The sequence below is a fragment of the Pseudomonas sp. NFACC37-1 genome, assembly GCF_900101575.1.
GTDB lineage: Bacteria > Pseudomonadota > Gammaproteobacteria > Pseudomonadales > Pseudomonadaceae > Aquipseudomonas > Aquipseudomonas fluorescens_AA.
In genome coordinates, this window is record NZ_FMUZ01000024.1 from 23,451 (window position 1) to 39,611 (window position 16,161).

Annotated in this window: 11 protein-coding genes; 5 read left to right on the plus strand and 6 right to left on the minus strand. The window is 62.7% G+C overall.

The window, feature by feature from the left end; all coding sequences use genetic code 11:
• Nucleotides 1-133: 133 nt before the first annotated feature.
• On the minus strand, nt 134-2,059 hold the full coding sequence (locus BLP82_RS21635) for an MAC/perforin domain-containing protein (protein WP_092172732.1): 1,926 nt from the start codon (nt 2,057-2,059) through the stop codon (nt 134-136).
• 211 nt (nt 2,060-2,270) lie between these two features.
• Here BLP82_RS21635 and BLP82_RS21640 point away from each other — a divergent pair, with 211 nt between their 5' ends.
• Nucleotides 2,271-5,570 carry an ATP-binding protein gene (locus tag BLP82_RS21640; RefSeq protein WP_092172735.1) on the plus strand — a complete coding sequence of 1,100 codons (3,300 nt, stop codon included), beginning with the start codon at nt 2,271-2,273 and terminating at the stop codon, nt 5,568-5,570.
• 81 nt (nt 5,571-5,651) lie between these two features.
• Here BLP82_RS21640 and BLP82_RS21645 read toward each other — a convergent pair whose 3' ends face one another.
• Nucleotides 5,652-6,206: a cysteine hydrolase family protein gene (locus BLP82_RS21645; RefSeq protein ID WP_092172738.1), complete on the minus strand. Its 555-nt coding sequence runs from the start codon at nt 6,204-6,206 to the stop codon at nt 5,652-5,654.
• 98 nt (nt 6,207-6,304) lie between these two features.
• Here BLP82_RS21645 and BLP82_RS21650 point away from each other — a divergent pair, with 98 nt between their 5' ends.
• The 3 genes from BLP82_RS21650 (at nt 6,305) to BLP82_RS21660 (ending at nt 9,487) form a co-directional block, all read left to right on the plus strand.
• Nucleotides 6,305-7,303 carry a GlxA family transcriptional regulator gene (locus tag BLP82_RS21650; protein ID WP_092172741.1) on the plus strand — a complete coding sequence of 333 codons (999 nt, stop codon included), beginning with the start codon at nt 6,305-6,307 and terminating at the stop codon, nt 7,301-7,303.
• 332 nt (nt 7,304-7,635) lie between these two features.
• On the plus strand, nt 7,636-8,739 hold the full coding sequence (locus BLP82_RS21655) for a DUF3182 family protein (RefSeq protein ID WP_092172744.1): 1,104 nt from the start codon (nt 7,636-7,638) through the stop codon (nt 8,737-8,739).
• Nucleotides 8,729-9,487, plus strand: a complete 759-nt coding sequence (locus tag BLP82_RS21660) for an alpha/beta hydrolase family protein (protein ID WP_092172747.1) — start codon at nt 8,729-8,731, stop codon at nt 9,485-9,487. The genes BLP82_RS21655 and BLP82_RS21660 overlap by 11 nt, the downstream gene beginning before the upstream one ends.
• Before the next feature lie 153 nt (nt 9,488-9,640).
• Here the strand turns inward: BLP82_RS21660 and BLP82_RS21665 are convergent, their stop codons facing one another.
• Genes BLP82_RS21665 through BLP82_RS21680 form a run of 4 tightly spaced genes read right to left on the minus strand, consistent with a single transcriptional unit; the run spans nt 9,641 to nt 13,659 of the window.
• Nucleotides 9,641-10,645, minus strand: coding sequence for a lysylphosphatidylglycerol synthase domain-containing protein (locus BLP82_RS21665; protein ID WP_092172750.1), 1,005 nt, complete (start codon nt 10,643-10,645; stop codon nt 9,641-9,643).
• Complete coding sequence (gene clsB / locus BLP82_RS21670; protein ID WP_092172753.1) at nt 10,632-11,930, minus strand: cardiolipin synthase ClsB; 1,299 nt, start codon at nt 11,928-11,930, stop codon at nt 10,632-10,634. Before clsB ends, BLP82_RS21665 begins: the two co-directional genes overlap by 14 nt.
• Entirely contained in the window at nt 11,927-12,736 is an 810-nt protein-coding gene (locus tag BLP82_RS21675) for an endonuclease/exonuclease/phosphatase family protein (RefSeq protein ID WP_092172756.1), read from the minus strand. Before BLP82_RS21675 ends, clsB begins: the two co-directional genes overlap by 4 nt.
• Nucleotides 12,733-13,659: a DUF72 domain-containing protein gene (locus tag BLP82_RS21680; protein WP_092172759.1), complete on the minus strand. Its 927-nt coding sequence runs from the start codon at nt 13,657-13,659 to the stop codon at nt 12,733-12,735. Before BLP82_RS21680 ends, BLP82_RS21675 begins: the two co-directional genes overlap by 4 nt.
• 325 nt (nt 13,660-13,984) lie before the next feature.
• Between BLP82_RS21680 and BLP82_RS21685 the strand changes: the two genes are divergently transcribed.
• Nucleotides 13,985-16,075: a mechanosensitive ion channel family protein gene (locus tag BLP82_RS21685; RefSeq protein WP_092172762.1), complete on the plus strand. Its 2,091-nt coding sequence runs from the start codon at nt 13,985-13,987 to the stop codon at nt 16,073-16,075.
• Nucleotides 16,076-16,161 lie beyond the last annotated feature (86 nt).

Here is a 16,161-nt window from a genome sequence, read left to right on the forward strand (position 1 = left end):
GGCGCTCAATCGCCCGACGAACCTGTGGGAGCGAGCTTGCTCGCGATGGCGGCGGCACATTCAACATTGAAGCAAGCTGAACCAGCGCTATCGCGAGCAAGCTCGCTCCCACAGGGGATGTCACTATTGGGTGTCAACTGTACGGACGATGCTGTTCACGCAACCAGTCCATGCCGTGAGGTAGGCGCCAAGGCCGGACGGCGGCGCGTTTTTCAATCTGGGTCAGGCACAGGGCGTCCATCCAGTAGTAGACCATCAACAGGTGAAATACCTCATCGCCGCGCCGGTCCCAGATGACGTCGTCCTGCTGGCGACCCGGTTCTATGGGCTTGAGCCGGCAGTCGCCCTGGTCGTGCATGCCCTGCAGGCAGGTTCCCGTCTCGTAGTTGATCAGCAGCACCGGGTGGTTGATTTCCGGATAAGGTTTTTCCAGCTCGGGCATGTACCAGTATTGCCCTGGATTGTGCCTGTCCGGCGTCTGCATGGCGATACGGGTCCGGTTTTGCGGGTCGACCGCCAGGGCCGGTTTGGCGTCGGTATTGTTGCGCACGATGTACAGCGCGGTGCGAGGGTCTTCCTCGGTCGTTGCGGTTTTTACCAACTTGACCTTGCCGAACGAGTCGTGGGAAAACCGAGCCTTGATCTTCACCGTTGGGTTGAGGTCCTTGCCTGCCTGGCCAAAACCGGCAATGAGTCCATCGACACCGGGCACCTCGAAGTCATTTCCCGCCAGTACATAGGTCAGGCCGGACAACGGGTTGGGCTGCATGTGCTTGGTCAGCGTGTCCCAGCGCATCAGCGACACTTCGCTGGCGCCGTTGGACAGCAGGGCCTCACGCATGGCATACGTCGGGTAGTAGCGCGCGTCGCGTGGCCAGCGCTCAGTGGCCATCAGCAATTTTTGCCCGTTTTTTTGTCTCAGCAGCAGGGCCAGCGCATCCCAGAACTGTTCAAATTCCGTGGTCGATGCATTCGCGGCGGGTGGGTAGTGGAAGCTTTCGCTGGTTTCCTTGCTTTTGTTGTCGACGAACACCATTCGCAAGGCAGGGCGGGTTGTTTCGGCCTTGGAGCTGGCTTGCCGCCCGGAGCGGCCGAGGACAACCACCGAGTCTTGCCAAGTGGCTTCGATTTCCGCCTTGTAGCTGGTGTACCACTGGTAGGCCTGCTCCAGTGCCGTACGGGTCTCGCCTTCCTTGACGAAGCGATAGACCGGCGCGATTGCCAATTCCACGACGGTCGGGTCGTCGGGCAGCGACTCGCGCCATTTGCCGAACTCCGCATTGCAATTGTTCGGGTCCACTGAGTTGAAAGCGATGGCGTGCGTGCCACCCCGGGTGGTCAGGTTGGCGTTGCGATGGGCGATGTTTTTCTTGACCGTTTCCGAGACCGAGGTGGTCGCGCTGCCGCTGACAAAGGTGCCGTATTCGGCCTTGACCATGGCATCGAGGGTGTTGGTCTTGCTGAGGAAACTCTTGAGTGCGGTCATCGCATAGTTCAGCGAGCCACCGACAGTCACTTCGCTGACGATATCGGCACCAAAGTCGACCAGGAAATTAAAGAATGGCGCCGGATTGCTCGGGTCGAAGGCCTTGGGCAACTCATCGATGCGCTTCTTGAACGCTTCCGTCGCATTGGCGGGGCTGACCTCGAGGGTCAGTTTCCATAACCGCACCGTGTGACTGTAGAGCGCGGCTTCGCGCTCTTCGAGCGTCTTGATGTCGCTGCCGAAGGTGGCTTTGAAACCGGCGGAAAAGGCGCCGTATTTGCCGGAGGCTTCGACACTCGTCTGGGTATGTCTTTCGAACTCATCGCGGGAGGCAAACGTCTCGGTGGAGAAGTTGTCGTTGGCCACGACCGTGGACATGGTGACGTTTTTCCCCACGTTGTAAGACGTTTTCCGGTACGGCACCGCACGTTTGCCCGACTCGGTATCGCCGACCTTCAGGCACTCCTTGCTGTCGCCGGCCCAATCGAGCCGGTTCAGTCCGCGCCCCAGTAATTGCGAGCCGCCGATATCCCGCACGTCATCGCCTGCGTTGCCCTTCAGTCCATCGCTCATCGCCTTTCTCCCATCGCTCAGGTTGTATCAACTGGGTGTCAATTGATGGGAGTGAGTATCGGGAGGGCGGTGATAGGCGGACAGTCCAGAGCGGTGTCAGTCCGGTATCAGTTTGGTATCAGGCCAAATGCCATCTTTTCATTAACCCGGGCGAGGCGCAGGAGTACACTCGATCGGCTGCCGTTGTCCCAGGGTAGAAAGGGCTATCGACATGGACTCCCGACCAAACACCTTTGCTGCCCTGCCCAAGCGTGATGCCTCGATATCCGACGGCCGTGTCCTGCTGGACGCCGTGTCGTTGAAAGGCCTGCGCAAACAGCATGGCCTGAGCCAGGAAACCCTGGCCGAGGCCTGCCTGAACCGGCATTTGTGCGTCTCGATCGCCTCCATCAAGCGGGCCGAAACCGGCAAGCCGGTGCTTTACCGCACGGCTCGGCACTTGGCGACGGCCTTCGGGGTCGATGTGAGTGAGCTGCTGAGCACTCCCGCCTCAGTGGCTTTGGCGCACATCCAACAGACGATGAGTGCGGTGCACCAGACGGCCTTTGCGCAACAGGCGCTGAAACAGGTCGATGACAGCGTCATCCGCTACGTGCTGGAGCTGTCCTTTCGAATCGATGGGCTGCCCGCGATGACGTTCATGGAAGAAGTCGAGCGCCTGGTACGTCAGTTCGGTGGCGTTCCACTGGGGATGACGCAGGATGTGGTGATCGCCCAGTTCGGTTCGCCACAGGCCTATCGCAGCGATAGCGAGCGGGGCCTGCTCTGCGCGCTGGCCCTGAGTCGGGAGCAATTCGTTACGTCCGGGCATGCCCTGTTACTGCGGCTTGTGCGCCTGAGTGCCGACACCATGGAGCCTGCGGTCGAGCCTGTCTTGCTCGCGCAAAAGCCGCTGTTGGAGCGTCATGGGCACGCGCCGGTGTATGTTGCGCAAAACCTGCTGGAACAGCTCGCTGCACGGTTTGAGTTTTCGTCCAGCGACGATGAGTTTCAGGCCTATCGCAAATGCCTGCGCCCGCGCAGCCTCGACGAAAACGCGCCGCGCCCGTTGGTGGGGCGGGCCATCGAGCTCTTGCAGTTCAAGGCGGTGATCGAGGCCACCCAGGAATGCCAGGACGGGCACATCGTCTATGTGCGCGGCATGGCGGGCATCGGCAAGACCCGCCTGGTCAGCGAGTTTTTCGAAATGGCCCGGCAGCGGGGCTTTGCCTGCCATCGCGGCGATGTGCTGGATTTCGGCATGGACAACAGCCTTTGGCCCCTGGGGCAACTGCTGGCCAGCCTGCTCAACCTGGGGGGCGCGGCGTCTGTCAGCGCCTCGCTGTTGGACGCCGCTTTGTCCCGCCTGAAAGTGGCCGCCGAACATCGCATGTTCTTGCAAGTGCTGACGGGGGTGTCGTCTGCCGAGCCTCCGGCCCTGTATGCCGCGATGAGCAACCAGGCCCGTACCCAGGGGCTGTTCCAGGCCTTGCTCGACGTGTTGCTGCGCAGCGCGGTGCAACGGCCCTTGCTGATTTGCGTCGAAGACCTGCACTGGGGCGATGCCAGGCTGTTTATGCTGCTGGGCAGGCTGCTCGATGCCACTGACGAAGCGCCGGTGGTCTGGCTGCTGACGTCCCGTCCCGAAGGCGATCCGCTGGAAAGCGAAATCCGTACGCATTCCTCCAGCCCCATGAGTCTGCTCGACATCGCGCCGATCCGGGCGCGGGAGGCCACGGTCCTGGCGGAGCAGTTCACTGAGGTCGATCCGCGCTACCGGGCCGAATGTGTCGCCCGTGCCCAGGGCAACCCGCTGTATCTGACACAACTGCTGTCGAGCCAGCAAGGGGTTTTCCCTGACAGCCTGCGGCATCTGGTCCAGACCCGCTTTGACAAATTGGCCCCCGAGCAACGTCGCGCCCTGCACTACGCCGCGGTGCTGGGCAATCGCTTCGAGCTGACGCTGTGGCGCGAAGCACTGGGGCAGCCCGGATATCTGCCGACTGCGGATATGCGCCAAGGGCTGTTGCGGGAGGTCGAGCCAGGCAGCTATCTGTTTGTCCACGACCTGGTCATGCACTGCCTCTACGATTCAATGCCCACGTTGCTGCGCGAGCAGTTGCACGGTGAGGTGGCGAATCTCTATCGCGCGCGCGACCGGGTGCTTTATGCCCAGCATTTGCTGCGGGCCAACGATTCGGCGGCGTTCGACGCACTGTTGGTGGCCATGGGCGAAAAACGGTTGGCCTGCCAGTACGACAGTGTCCTTGCGCTGGCGCGGCAATGCTCGGCGTTTGCCGAACGTGCGCAGGGCAATTTCCCCTTCGCGTTGCTGTGCGGCCAGGCGTGTTCGGGCCTGGGCAAGACCGTGGAGGCCCGGGTGCATTTCCAGCGCGCCTTGGCATTGGCCGAGCGGCCGCAGGATCGGATCGAGGCCGCGTTGGGGCTGGCGGCAGTCCTCAATACCCTCGATTGCCTGGACGAGGAGGAGCGCCTGATCGAAGACATGCTGCCCATCGCCCGATCCATGCAGGCCTATGCGGCGCTTGCCCGGTTGAATCACTTGCGCGGGAATATCTATTTCCCACGGGGTGACTACGCCGAGTGTCGCCGCCTTCACGAAGAAGCTTTGTCTTCTGCTCGCATTGGCCGGGACCTGGAAACCGAGGCCAAGGCCTTGAGTGGCATTGGCGACTCCTACTACGCACAAGGGCGCATGCAGACTGCCTACGAGGTCTTTGATCAATGCGTACGCCTGTGCGAGCGCAATGGGTGGACACACGTGGAGGCGGCCAATCGCAGTGCCCGTGGATCGGCGCAGTTGTACCTGGGTCAGCCCGAGCCCGCCTTGCGTGACGCCATGGAGGCCATCGAATGCAGCGCCCGGCAGGGCAATCATCGAGCGCAGGTTTTCTCGCGGCTCACTGCGGCCTGGGTGCTGGTGGCGGGCGGCCAGGATGCCTTGGCGGAACAAGAGCTGAGCAGTGCCCTGGCGCTGGCACGCAGCCTTGGCGCCAGCCGTTTCGAAGCGATCCTGCTGGAAGGGTTGGCGCGGGTGGCGTTGCGCCAGGGCGAGCGCGGGCTGGCGCAGACCTTGATCATGGAGGCGGCGAGCCTGGTGGAGCGTTTCGAGCTGCAGCGCTATATCGGGCCTTGGGTCTACGGCAGCCTGGCAATGATCAGCGACGACGGACCGTTCAGCCAGCAGGCCTTGGCGAAGGGCGAAGCCCAGCTCACCCAAGCCTGCCTGGCCCACAACGCCTTGCGCTTTCGCGTGGCTGCCGCTGAAACCTGCCTGTTGGCGGGCAATATCGAAAAGGCTATCTGGCATGGGCAACAGATGGCGGCATTGCCCGAGTCGGCGTCGTGCGCCTGGATCAACCATCATGTGCGGTTGATCGATGTGGCGGGGCAGTGGCTGCGCAACGCCGATCAAGCCAGCGGCGAGAAGCTGAAGGGGATGGCGCGCGAAGCGCAGCAGATGGGGTTCGTGGCGACGATGCCGCGGTTGTTGCTCGTGCTGGAGACTTGATCGCCTCCAGACACGCCGTTGATGCCTGAGACAAAACCGCACTTGGGTGATTAAGCGCGGTTTTTTAGCTGTGCCGTGGGTTTATTGATGGTCAGCCAGGAATTGCTCGGTACTCACCACGCTCGCGTAGGCAAACCCCAGCGCTGCCATGAACGCCGCATGCACCTGGGCAGCCGGCACGACGACGCCGTTGAATTCCAGGTCGAGGGTCGCGCAGGCGTCGTGAATCACCGTGACGCCGTAGCCCAGGTCCGCCGCCGCCCGCACCACGCCATCGACGCACATGTGGCTCATGCTGCCGACCACCACCAATTGTTCGATGCCCTGCTGGTCGAGGAGTGCTTGAAGTTCGGTTTCGCGAAACGAATTGACGAAGTGCTTGAGGACCACCGGTTCATCGGCGCGGTTGAGCACCTTGGGGTGCAACTGTGCGCCTTCGGAGCCTGGGGTGAAGAAGGGCGCGTCGGCGGAGGTGAATTCGTGGCGGATGTGCACCACGCTGTCGCCGGCCTGGCGAAAGGCTTCGATCAACCGTGCGGCGTTATCGGCGGCGGCATGGGCACCGACCAACGGCCATTTTCCCTGGGGGAAGTAGTCGTTCTGGATATCGACTACGATGAGCGCTTGCTTGGACATGAGGGCTTCCTTGATCAGGTGGGGTAGGGCGCCAGTATTGGCCTTTACCGCCGGTTCGAGGATTGGCCGCAACGACAATAAGCGAGGGAAAACTGACAATGGCGCAGCAAAGGGCAGTCGCCGAGCTTGGCGTGCTCATCTACCCCGGCGCGCAAATGGCGGCGGTGCATGGCTTGACCGATCTGTTCGCCGTGGCCCAGCGGATCGCGGCCGAGCACGCCAGTGCACCATTGCCACGGTTGCGGGTCAGTCACTGGCAGACCGACGACGGCGAGACGCCGCGGCGGGTGTTCGACAGCGAAACCGGCCCGGCAGGCCATTTGGTGGCGCTGCTGATCCCGCCGTCCCTCGCCGGCTTCGATGACGACCTGGCCTCGCCGACGCTGATGGATTGGCTGCGTGCGCAGCATGCGGGCGGCACCGTGTTGGGCGGTGTGTGTGTTGGCTCGATCCTGTTGGCCGAAAGCGGCCTGCTCGATGGGCGCAGCGCCACCACCCATTGGACCTCGGCCAAGGATTTCGCCGCCCGTTACCCGAAGATCAAGCTCAACGCCGACAAACCGATTGTCGACGACGGCGACCTGATCACCACCGCCGGGCTGATGGCTTGGTCGGAACTGGGCCTGCGCCTGGTGGACCGCCTGCTCGGGCCCAGCATCGCCACACGCACCGCGCAATTTCTGGTGATCGAACACAGCGACAGCGCGAGCCAGTGCGGCAGTAACTTCGCCCCCATCCTCGGCCATGGCGATGCGGCGATTCTCAAGGTCCAGCATTGGTTGCAAAGCAACGGCGCGGTGGAAGTTTCCCTCGGTGCGATGGCCGAACGGGCCGGGCTGGAAGAACGCACCTTCCTGCGCCGGTTCCGTGCCGCCACCGGGCTCAAGCCCACCGAATACTGCCAGCACCTGCGGGTCGGCAAGGCCCGGGAAATGTTGGAGTTCACCAATGGCACCATCGACCACATTGCCTGGACCGTCGGCTACCAGGACCCCAGTGCCTTTCGCGCGACGTTCAAGAAAATCACCGGGTTGGCGCCGAGCGATTATCGGGCGCGGTTTGGGGTGAGCCCGGTGGGTGTTTCAAGGCCGCAGTAATGCTTTTTGTGGCTAGGGGATTTATCCCCGTTGGGCTGCGAAGCAGCCCTGGCATTTTGCGGTGTGTCAGGCGTGTGGGTATTGATTGCGTTTGGGGCTGCTGCGCAGCCCAGCGGGGATAAATCCCCTCGCCATAGGGTGGCGTTTAGCTTGAGGCATCGTGCAATTTGCGGGATGCCAAGCGAGTGTCGTGCAGAATGAAACAGGCCCGTTGCTATCAACTGCACACAAGGCGCCCGCTTGGCTGACCCATCCTTGCCGATGACATCATTGGCCTGATCTCTGCACCTATCCTTACCTAAAGCCATCGAGCGCAGGAGGAAGGGCATCGCATGACATCAGTCAATCGCAACAAACGGGTCGTGGCCTATTCGGTCAATCCACAAGCGCCGCGCCATGAAGTCGAGACCAACCGTGCCCTGGCCCAGTGGCTGGCGCAGATACTGGGTTGGGAGTACGGCGACAGCCATGACTCCCAGGCCGGTCAGGATCTTTATCTGTTGCCCACGCAAACCCTGATCGGCCCCGAAACCTTGATGCGCCTGGGGGTGAAGGGGCCGGAGGATGTGTGGGGTGGGTATGTCGAGCATGATTTTATCTGCACCAAGGCGATTACCCACGGTCTGTTGAATAAGGACGCGGTGGCGCCCAAAGGCTGGTCGCCGCTGTTTGCCAAGCTCACCCGGGGCGCGGTGCTGGACGGCGTGACGGTCTTTTCGCTCAAGGACGCCCGCCCGGCCGCCGAACATTTGCTCTACACCGGGCCGATCCGCATCAAGCCGATCCATGCCTGTGCCGGACGTGGTCAACGGTTGATCAAGAGCCTGGCGCAGTTCGATGAAATCGCCGCCGGGCCCGACGCCCAGGCGCTGTTTGGTGAAGGCGTGGTGCTGGAACAGCACCTCAACGAGGTCAAGACCCAGAGCGTCGGCCAGAGCTTCATCGACGGCCAGATGCTGAGCTATTGCGGCGTGCAACACCTGACCCACGACAGCGAAGGGCTGGAGGTGTACGGCGGGTCGGACCTGCTGGTGGTGCAGGGCGGCTACATCGAGTTGCTCAGGCTCGAACTGCCCGACGATGTGCGCGAGGCGGTGCGGCTGGCGCAAGTGTTCGATGACGCCGCCAACCAGGCCTACCCGAGCTTTTTCGCGTCGCGGCGCAATTACGACATTGCCCAGGGCCTGGATGCCGCCGGCCAGCCCCGTGGCGGCGTGTTGGAACAGTCGTGGCGCATGGGCGGGGCCAGCAGCGCCGAACTGGCGGCGTTGCAGGTGTTCGTCGAAACGCCTGAGACCAACGCGGTGCGGGTGTCTTCGGTGGAAACCTACCTCGACCAACCGCTGCCAGCCGGGGCCAGGGAGGTTTATCGCGGCGAGGCCCACAACAGCGACTTTCTTCTCAAATACGTAACGGTTCAATCCTATGACGGCTAGAAGTGAAACCATTCAAATCGAAATCGACAATGAACGCATGGACGGAACATTCCTGAGCCCCAAATCGAAGGTCCCCGGTGTGTTGTTCGTACACGGCTGGGGTGGCAGCCAGGAGCGTGACCTGGAACGGGCCAAAGGTATCGCCGGCCTCGGTTGCGTATGCCTGACCTTCGACTTGCGCGGGCACACCGGCGGGGCGGGCATTCCGTTGTCCCGAGTGACCCGCGAGGACAACCTGCGTGACCTGTTGGCGGCATACGACCGCTTGCTCGCCCACCCCGCCTTGGATACCTCGGCGATTGCCGTGGTGGGCACCAGCTATGGCGGTTACCTGGCGTCGATCCTGACGTCGCTGCGCCCGGTGCGCTGGCTGGCCCTGCGGGTGCCGGCGTTGTACCGCGACGAGCAATGGCACACGCCCAAGCGCGACCTGGACAAGACTGACCTGCTGGATTACCGCAGCACCCTGGTGCACGCCAGCACCAATCGCGCGCTGCATGCGTGCTCGCAGTTCACCGGCGATGTGTTGCTGGTGGAGTCCGAGACCGATGCCTATGTGCCCCATGCCACCATCATGAGCTACCGGGCGGCGTGCCAGCAGACCCATTCGCTGACCCACCGCATCATCGATGGCGCCGACCATGCCTTGAGCGACCCTGTGTCACAACAGGCCTACACCTCGATCCTGGTGGACTGGATCACGGAAATGGTGGTGGGAGAGCGGTTGAGCATCATCCAGGAACGCTGATCTGGATTTTGTTTCGTCTGCGCGGGCCTCTTCGCGAGCAAGCCCGCTCCCACATTGATCGATTGTGAATACAGACTCATGGTACGACACAACCTCTGTGGGAGCGGGCTTGCCCACGAAGAGGCCAGTCCAGGCAACTTATCAATCTGAGACTCAGCGCTTGACCCCAGGCTTGACCCGCAACGCCTTGGCCTTCGCCTCGATCACCAAGTACATCACCACGGTAATCAGCAACGGCAGGATGAAATAGATCGCCCGGTAAGCGATCAGCCCCGCCAGCAGGCTGCCCCGCGACACCTCATGTTGCAGCAGGGCAACGAACACCGCCTCCAACACCCCAAGCCCCGCCGGAATGTGAGTGATGACCCCGGCAATGCTGCTGATCAGCAACACCCCGAGCACCATCGGGTAATCCAGCTTGCTGGGCAACAAGGTGAAAATCACCGCCGCCATCAACGACCAGTTCAGCGCGCCCAACGCCAGTTGCAGCACCGCCATGCGCAGCGACGGCAGGTTGATTTCCATGCCGCGCACGGTCCAGGCCCGCCGCTTGGAAAACCGGCAGGCCGCCAGGTATCCGGCACTCGCCAGCAACAACAGCACGCCCACGCCTTGCAACGCATCGCTGCTGAGTTTCCAGCCCGGCGGCATGGTCACCAGGCCGCTGCTGAACACCACCCCGGCCAGGGTCATGTAGCCGAACCAGTTGGTGGCCAGGCTCAGGCCGAGGATCTTGGCGATGTTCCCGCTGCTGACGCCCAGCCGCGAATACAGGCGATAGCGCATGGCGATACCGCCTACCCAGGCGCTGAGGTTGAGATTGAAGGCATAACTGATCACCCCCACCGGCAAAATCTGCCGCCAACCGAGTTTCTGGCGGATGTAGGTGCGTCCGATCAGATCGAAGCAGGCATAGGTGATGAAGCTGGTGATGGTCAGCGCAGCGGCGATGATCAAGGTGCGCACCTTGAAATCGGCCAGGGTGGCGAACACCTCGGACCAATCGATGCGCCGGGCCAGGGCGGTGAAGAGCACGATCAACAGCAGGAAAAGCGCCAGGGTCAGCGGTCTTTTCCACCGGCTCCAGCGGGTTTTGGGTTTGGCCTGTTCCGGCGCATGGGCGTCTCTCGGCGCGGTGTGCGCTTCAGAGTGGTTCATGGGGTTCGCTCCGGACCGCCGTCGGCGGTGAAAAAGGTTTCAGACGCGGTTTATGGGCCGGCAGCCAGCCGGCCCAGGCCGGGAAATGGCGCAAAAAGTGGAACACCATGAAGCCGATGGTCATGCGCCACAGCAGGCCCCGCGGCGCATGGTTTTCGGGCATGACCGTGCAGTGTTCGCGGCTCAGGTAGTCGAGGCGCTCGAACAGCTCGCGGTTGAACGTCCGGTCGCGGATCAGCACGTTGGCTTCCAGGTTCAGCGACAGGCTCAGCGGGTCGAGATTGCTTGAACCCACCGTGCTCCAGTCTTCATCCACCAAGGCGACTTTGCCGTGCAACGGCCGCTCGCAGTATTCGTAGATCACCACGCCGGCCTTGAGCAGGTAGCTGTAGAGCATCCGCGCCGCGAGCTTGGCGATCATCATGTCCGGTTGCCCTTGCAGGATCAGCCGCACCTCCACGCCGCGCCGGGCAGCGTTGCGGATCTCGCGCAGCAACCGGTAGCCGGGGAAGAAATAGGCGTTGGCGATCACCACCCGCCGCTGGGCACTGCGCAGCACTTGCAGGTAGACCTCTTCGATGTCGGTCTGATGCTCGTGGTTATCCCGGTAGACCAGGCGCACCTGGCCGTCATGGTCGCTGAAGGCCAGTTCGTTGCGACGGCTGCGGCGGCGTTGCCACCAGTATTTGGCCCGGGCCGGCCGACCGCTCTGCAATAGCGCGAAGTGATGGATATCCACCACCGCCGGGCCTTTGACCTCCACGGAGTAATCCTGCTTGGCCTCGGGGCCGAAATCCCCCAGGTGGTCGGCGGAAAAGTTGATCCCGCCGATGAACGCAATCACCCCGTCCACCACCACGATCTTGCGGTGCAGGCGGCGGAACCAGTTGGTGCGGATCCCCAAGTGCCGGGGGGCCGGGTCGAACATCTGCAAGCGCACCCCGGCGTCGCTCAACGAGGCCAGGAAAGCGGTAGTCAACTCACCGCAGCCGAAGCCATCGAGGCTGACGGTGATGCGCACGCCACGCTGGGCGGCTTCCACCAGCAGGTCCCGCAGTTCGTAGCCGACCTTGTCCTCGAACAGAATGAAGGTCTCAAGCAGGATTTCTGTTTCGGCCCGGCGAATGGCCTCGAAGACCCTGGGGAAGTACGCCTCGCCGTTTTCCAGCAGCGTGACGCGATTGTTGCCGTGCCAGCCGTATTCGATATCGGCCAGCGCCGGGTTGCGTTCGGTGGGCGTCGTGTCGACCTGTTCCACCGTCGCCTTATCCATCGTCGCGCTCATAATTCGATCTCCACCGACAGCGGTGCATGGTCGGAAAGGTGCGACCAGGGTCGTACGTTCAACACCTTGGGATGATGGGCCTTGAGGTTGCGCACGTAGATGCGGTCCAGGCGCAGGATCGGCAGGCGCGCCGGAAAGCTGCGGGCCGGCTTGCCCCACTGCTCGGCGAACACTTCCCGCAGGCCGCAGGGTTCGAGCAGTTCACTGGCTTTGCCGCGCCAATCGTTGAAGTCGCCGGCAACGATCACCGGTGCATCGGCCGGCAGTTCGCTCAAGCGTTGGCGAAGCAGCTTGAGTTGCTCGACACGATGACCCTCGCGCAGTCCCAAGTGGACGCAGATGGCATGCACATCCGGCCCATCGCCCGGCAGGCGCAGCACGCTGTGGAGCATGCCGCGGTTTTCATGGCCGCTGATGGACACGTCCAGGTTGTCGTGGCGGATGATCTGGAATTTCGACAACAACGCATTGCCATGGTCGCCTGCCGGGTACACCGCGTTGCGGCCATAGGCGAACTGTGGCCAGAGGGTGTCGGCGAGGAATTCGTATTGCGGCATGCTCGGCCAGTTGCTGTAGCGCTGGGGATGGTGTTCGTGGGTGCCGTGGACTTCCTGCAGGAACACCACGTCGGCGGACACACTGCGCACCGCTTCGCGCAGTTCGGGCAGGATGAAGCGCCGGTTCAGGGCGGTGAAGCCCTTGTGGGTGTTGACGGTCAGCACGGTGAAACGGCTGACCCGGTCGAGATCCTGAGCCCCTTGCTGGGTCGGCTCGCAGGTCGCTTCGCTGGTTTGCGGACGGTTCATGGCAACACCCCTTCGGCCGGTCGCTGGCCGGGCGCGGTGGCGAGGCCCTTGTCCAGGTGGAAACGTTCCAGCAAATGGCGTGCGTCGTAGGGCGCGCGGACTTTGATGTCGTTGTCGAAATAGCAGAACACTTCCCGGCTCTTGCGTGCCCGGGGTTTCTTGTCCGGGTCGATCAGGTGCGCGTCGCTCGGCTGCTTGCCGTGGCTCCAGGCCTCGATCCGGTCGCCCCAGCGCTTCAACGCCTCGTCGGTGTAGCCGCTGGCGTACAGCTCCTCGGCGCCGTGCAGGCGCAGGTAGACGAAATCGCTGGTGACGTCTTCACGATAGGGCCATTTGCCGGCCGTGTCGGCGATCACCAGGGCCACGTCGTAGCGCTTGAGCAACGTGATGAAGTGCGGATCGATAAAACTCTCATGACGGATTTCCACGGCGTGGCGCAGCGGCCGCTTTTTATCGGTCTCGGTGCTGGCGTGGCCGTCCAGGCGCGGCTCATGCTCCCGGGCCAGGGCTGCGGCGCCTTCGGTGTCGTGGGGCAATTGCTTGAGGAAGTCTTCGAACAGCTCGGGGTCGAACTTGAAGCTGGGTGGAAACTGCCAGAGGATTGCCCCCAATTTCTCCTTGAGCTCCAGCACGCCGGAGGCGAAGAAGTTGGCCAAAGGCTTGTGGATGTCCCGCAGGCGCTTGATGTGGGTGATGAAGCGCGGGGCCTTGACGCTGAACACGAAGCCGGGCGGTGTCTCGGCATACCACTGGGCATACCGTTCGGGGCGTTGCAGGGCGTAGAACGATCCATTGATTTCGATACTGTTGACCGCTCGCGAGGCAAATTGCAGTTCCCGTTTCTGGGTCAGCCCCTTGGGGTAGAAATCTCCCCGCCAAGGCGTGTAGCGCCAGCCGGAAATGCCAATGTGGATCGCCGTCATGTATCCCTCCCGTGCCAATGACCTCGTACCGCCTGTGTCTTTTGATGACTGTTGCGCGGCCCGGAAAGTTTCGATGGGCTTACCGGCGGCGGAGCAGACGTTGAAATACTGTGGCGAGGGGATTTATCCCCGCTGGACTGCGAAGCAGTCCCAGAAACCGTCAGCTCGGTGGGTCAGATTCACCTGATGTGCTTGTTGGGGGTTGCTGCGCAGCCCAGCGGGGATAAATCCCCTCGCCACAGGGAGAGTATTGGCCTTGCGAGCGAACTTGCCGGCCCAATATTGATCAGTTCCTTACCGATCCCGTGTGAAGGAGCCTCGCGTTTTGTCTCGATTGAGCACTGTATTGCTGCTGTTCTTGCTGGCGCTGACCGGCACCAGCGCCTACGGGACCGCCGCTGTCCCAGGCACCACCACGCCCGATGAACCGCCCGCCGAACCTGCGCCGCTGGTGCAGGGCGGTTTATTGGGGGCCATCAGTTCGAGCATCGACGACGTCCAGGACAAACTCGATCTCAATCAAAGCCTGGTGGATGCCTGGCGCCTGCGGGCGGACCGGGCGGCGGACGAGGTGGACCGGCTGGTGGACCAGACATCCCGTTCGTCCTGGCGCGTGGCGGGGGATTTCCTGTTGTTGTCCAGTGTCTGGCTCGGCGCGTTTGCGCTGATCTGGTCCGCGGCGCGGCTGCTGTTGCGGCATCTGGGCCACCGGCGCTGGCTGCGCACCCGCCGGCGCCTGCGTGACCTGCTCGGTTACCTGTTGCCGTACACCGCTGCGGCATTGATCTGTCTGCCGCTGACCCTCTATGTCAGCCACTTTCTGCAAGTCTCGGTCGGACGCGCCCTGGCGCTGTGCTTCGCCTACGCCACCAGCAGCGGTATTTTCTCCACCTCGGTGCTGCTGTGCGTGATCGTGATGTTCAACGCCGGCCACAAACGCCGGGCGGTGGCGATGATCCGGCGTTTCAGCCCCCGACCGTTGTTTCTGATCGGCTTTCTCGCCGCCCTCAGCGATGCCTTGACCAGCCCGCAGATCGCCCGGCAACTGGGCGGCAACATCACCAGCAGCGTCGCGGTGTTCACCGGATTGTCGGCGTCGATGATCTTTGGCTGGCTGGTGATCCGCATGCGCCGCCCGGTGGCGCACCTGATCCGCAACCGCCCGTTGGCCCAGCGCTTGAAACAACCGGCCTTGCAGGAGTCGCTGCGGATTTTTTCCGGGCTCTGGTATTGGCCGATCCTGTTGATGGTGCTGGTGTCGGCGGTGAGCCTGATCGGTGTCGGCGAGGACAACCAGAAAGCCCTGCGTTGCGCGCTGTTCACCACCATCCTGCTGATTGCCACGGTGTTTCTCAGCACGGTGCTCCAGCATGTCTTCAAGTCGCCCAAGGCCGAGGCCATCCAGCACAACAGCGCCTACAAGGGGCGGCTGTTGAGCCTGTTGCACGCTTTGTTGCGGATCGTCATGGCGGTGGCATTCATTGAAGTCCTTGGGCGGATCTGGGGCATTTCCCTGTTCGAGTTCGCCTCGCGCAACGCCATAGGCCGGGCGATCAGCGATTCCTTGAGCCGCATCGGCCTGATCTTCCTGATGACCTGGCTCACGTGGGTGGTGCTCGACACGGCGATCCAGGAAGCCTTGAAGCCGCCGCTGAACAAGCGCGGGGCCCGCCAGCCCAGCACCCGGGTCAAGACCATCCTGCCGCTGTTGCGCAACGCGGCGAAAATCATCCTGGTGGTGATTTGCGCAATCACCACCATGGCCAACCTGGGCATCAACGTCGCACCGTTGCTGGCCGGTGCCGGAGTGGTGGGGCTGGCGATCGGTTTCGGTTCGCAGCAACTGGTGCAGGACGTGATCACCGGGCTGTTCATCATCATTGAAGACACGCTGTCCATCGGCGACTGGGTGGTGCTCAGCTCGGGCCACGCCGGCACGGTCGAAGGCCTGACCATCCGCACCCTGCGCCTGCGCGACGGCAAGGGTTTCGTGCACTCGGTGCCGTTCGGCCAGATCAAGGCGGTGACCAACCAATCCCGGCAATTCGCCTTTGCGTTTTTCTCCGTGCAATTCACTTACGACACCGATGTCGACCAGGCCATCGAGCTGATTCGCGAAGCCGGGCGTTCGATCGCCGAAGACCCGTTCCTCAAGTTCAACCTGCAAGGGCCGCTGGATGTGTTCGGCGTGGACAAGATGGACCTCAACGGCGTGGTGCTCACGGCGCAGTTCCGCACCGTGTCGGGTGGGCAATATGCGGTGAGCCGAGCGTTCAACCAGCAGTTGAAGAAGCTTGTGGATAACCACCCGGCGGTGCACTTTGCGCAGACTTATCCACAGCAGGTGATGTTGCCGCGGCGGTTGGTGGAGGAGCCGAGGGAAGAGAGCGAGTTGCCCAATCAGCCCCAACAGTGATCGTTCCCACGCTCTGCGTGGTAACGCCGCTACGGACGCTCCGCGTTCGGCTTCTTGGGGACGCGGAGCGTCCCTGGCTGCATTCC

Coding starts and splice junctions, on each gene's coding strand:
- BLP82_RS21650 (WP_092172741.1), top strand. CDS start 6,305: ATGGCGCAGCAAAGGGCAGTCGCCGAGCTTGGCGTGCTCATCTACCCC.
- BLP82_RS21645 (WP_092172738.1), bottom strand. CDS start 6,206: ATGTCCAAGCAAGCGCTCATCGTAGTCGATATCCAGAACGACTACTTC.
- BLP82_RS21675 (WP_092172756.1), bottom strand. CDS start 12,736: ATGAACCGTCCGCAAACCAGCGAAGCGACCTGCGAGCCGACCCAGCAA.
- BLP82_RS21680 (WP_092172759.1), bottom strand. CDS start 13,659: ATGACGGCGATCCACATTGGCATTTCCGGCTGGCGCTACACGCCTTGG.
- BLP82_RS21635 (WP_092172732.1), bottom strand. CDS start 2,059: ATGAGCGATGGACTGAAGGGCAACGCAGGCGATGACGTGCGGGATATC.
- BLP82_RS21655 (WP_092172744.1), top strand. CDS start 7,636: ATGACATCAGTCAATCGCAACAAACGGGTCGTGGCCTATTCGGTCAAT.
- BLP82_RS21640 (WP_092172735.1), top strand. CDS start 2,271: ATGGACTCCCGACCAAACACCTTTGCTGCCCTGCCCAAGCGTGATGCC.
- BLP82_RS21660 (WP_092172747.1), top strand. CDS start 8,729: ATGACGGCTAGAAGTGAAACCATTCAAATCGAAATCGACAATGAACGC.
- BLP82_RS21665 (WP_092172750.1), bottom strand. CDS start 10,645: ATGAACCACTCTGAAGCGCACACCGCGCCGAGAGACGCCCATGCGCCG.
- clsB (WP_092172753.1), bottom strand. CDS start 11,930: ATGAGCGCGACGATGGATAAGGCGACGGTGGAACAGGTCGACACGACG.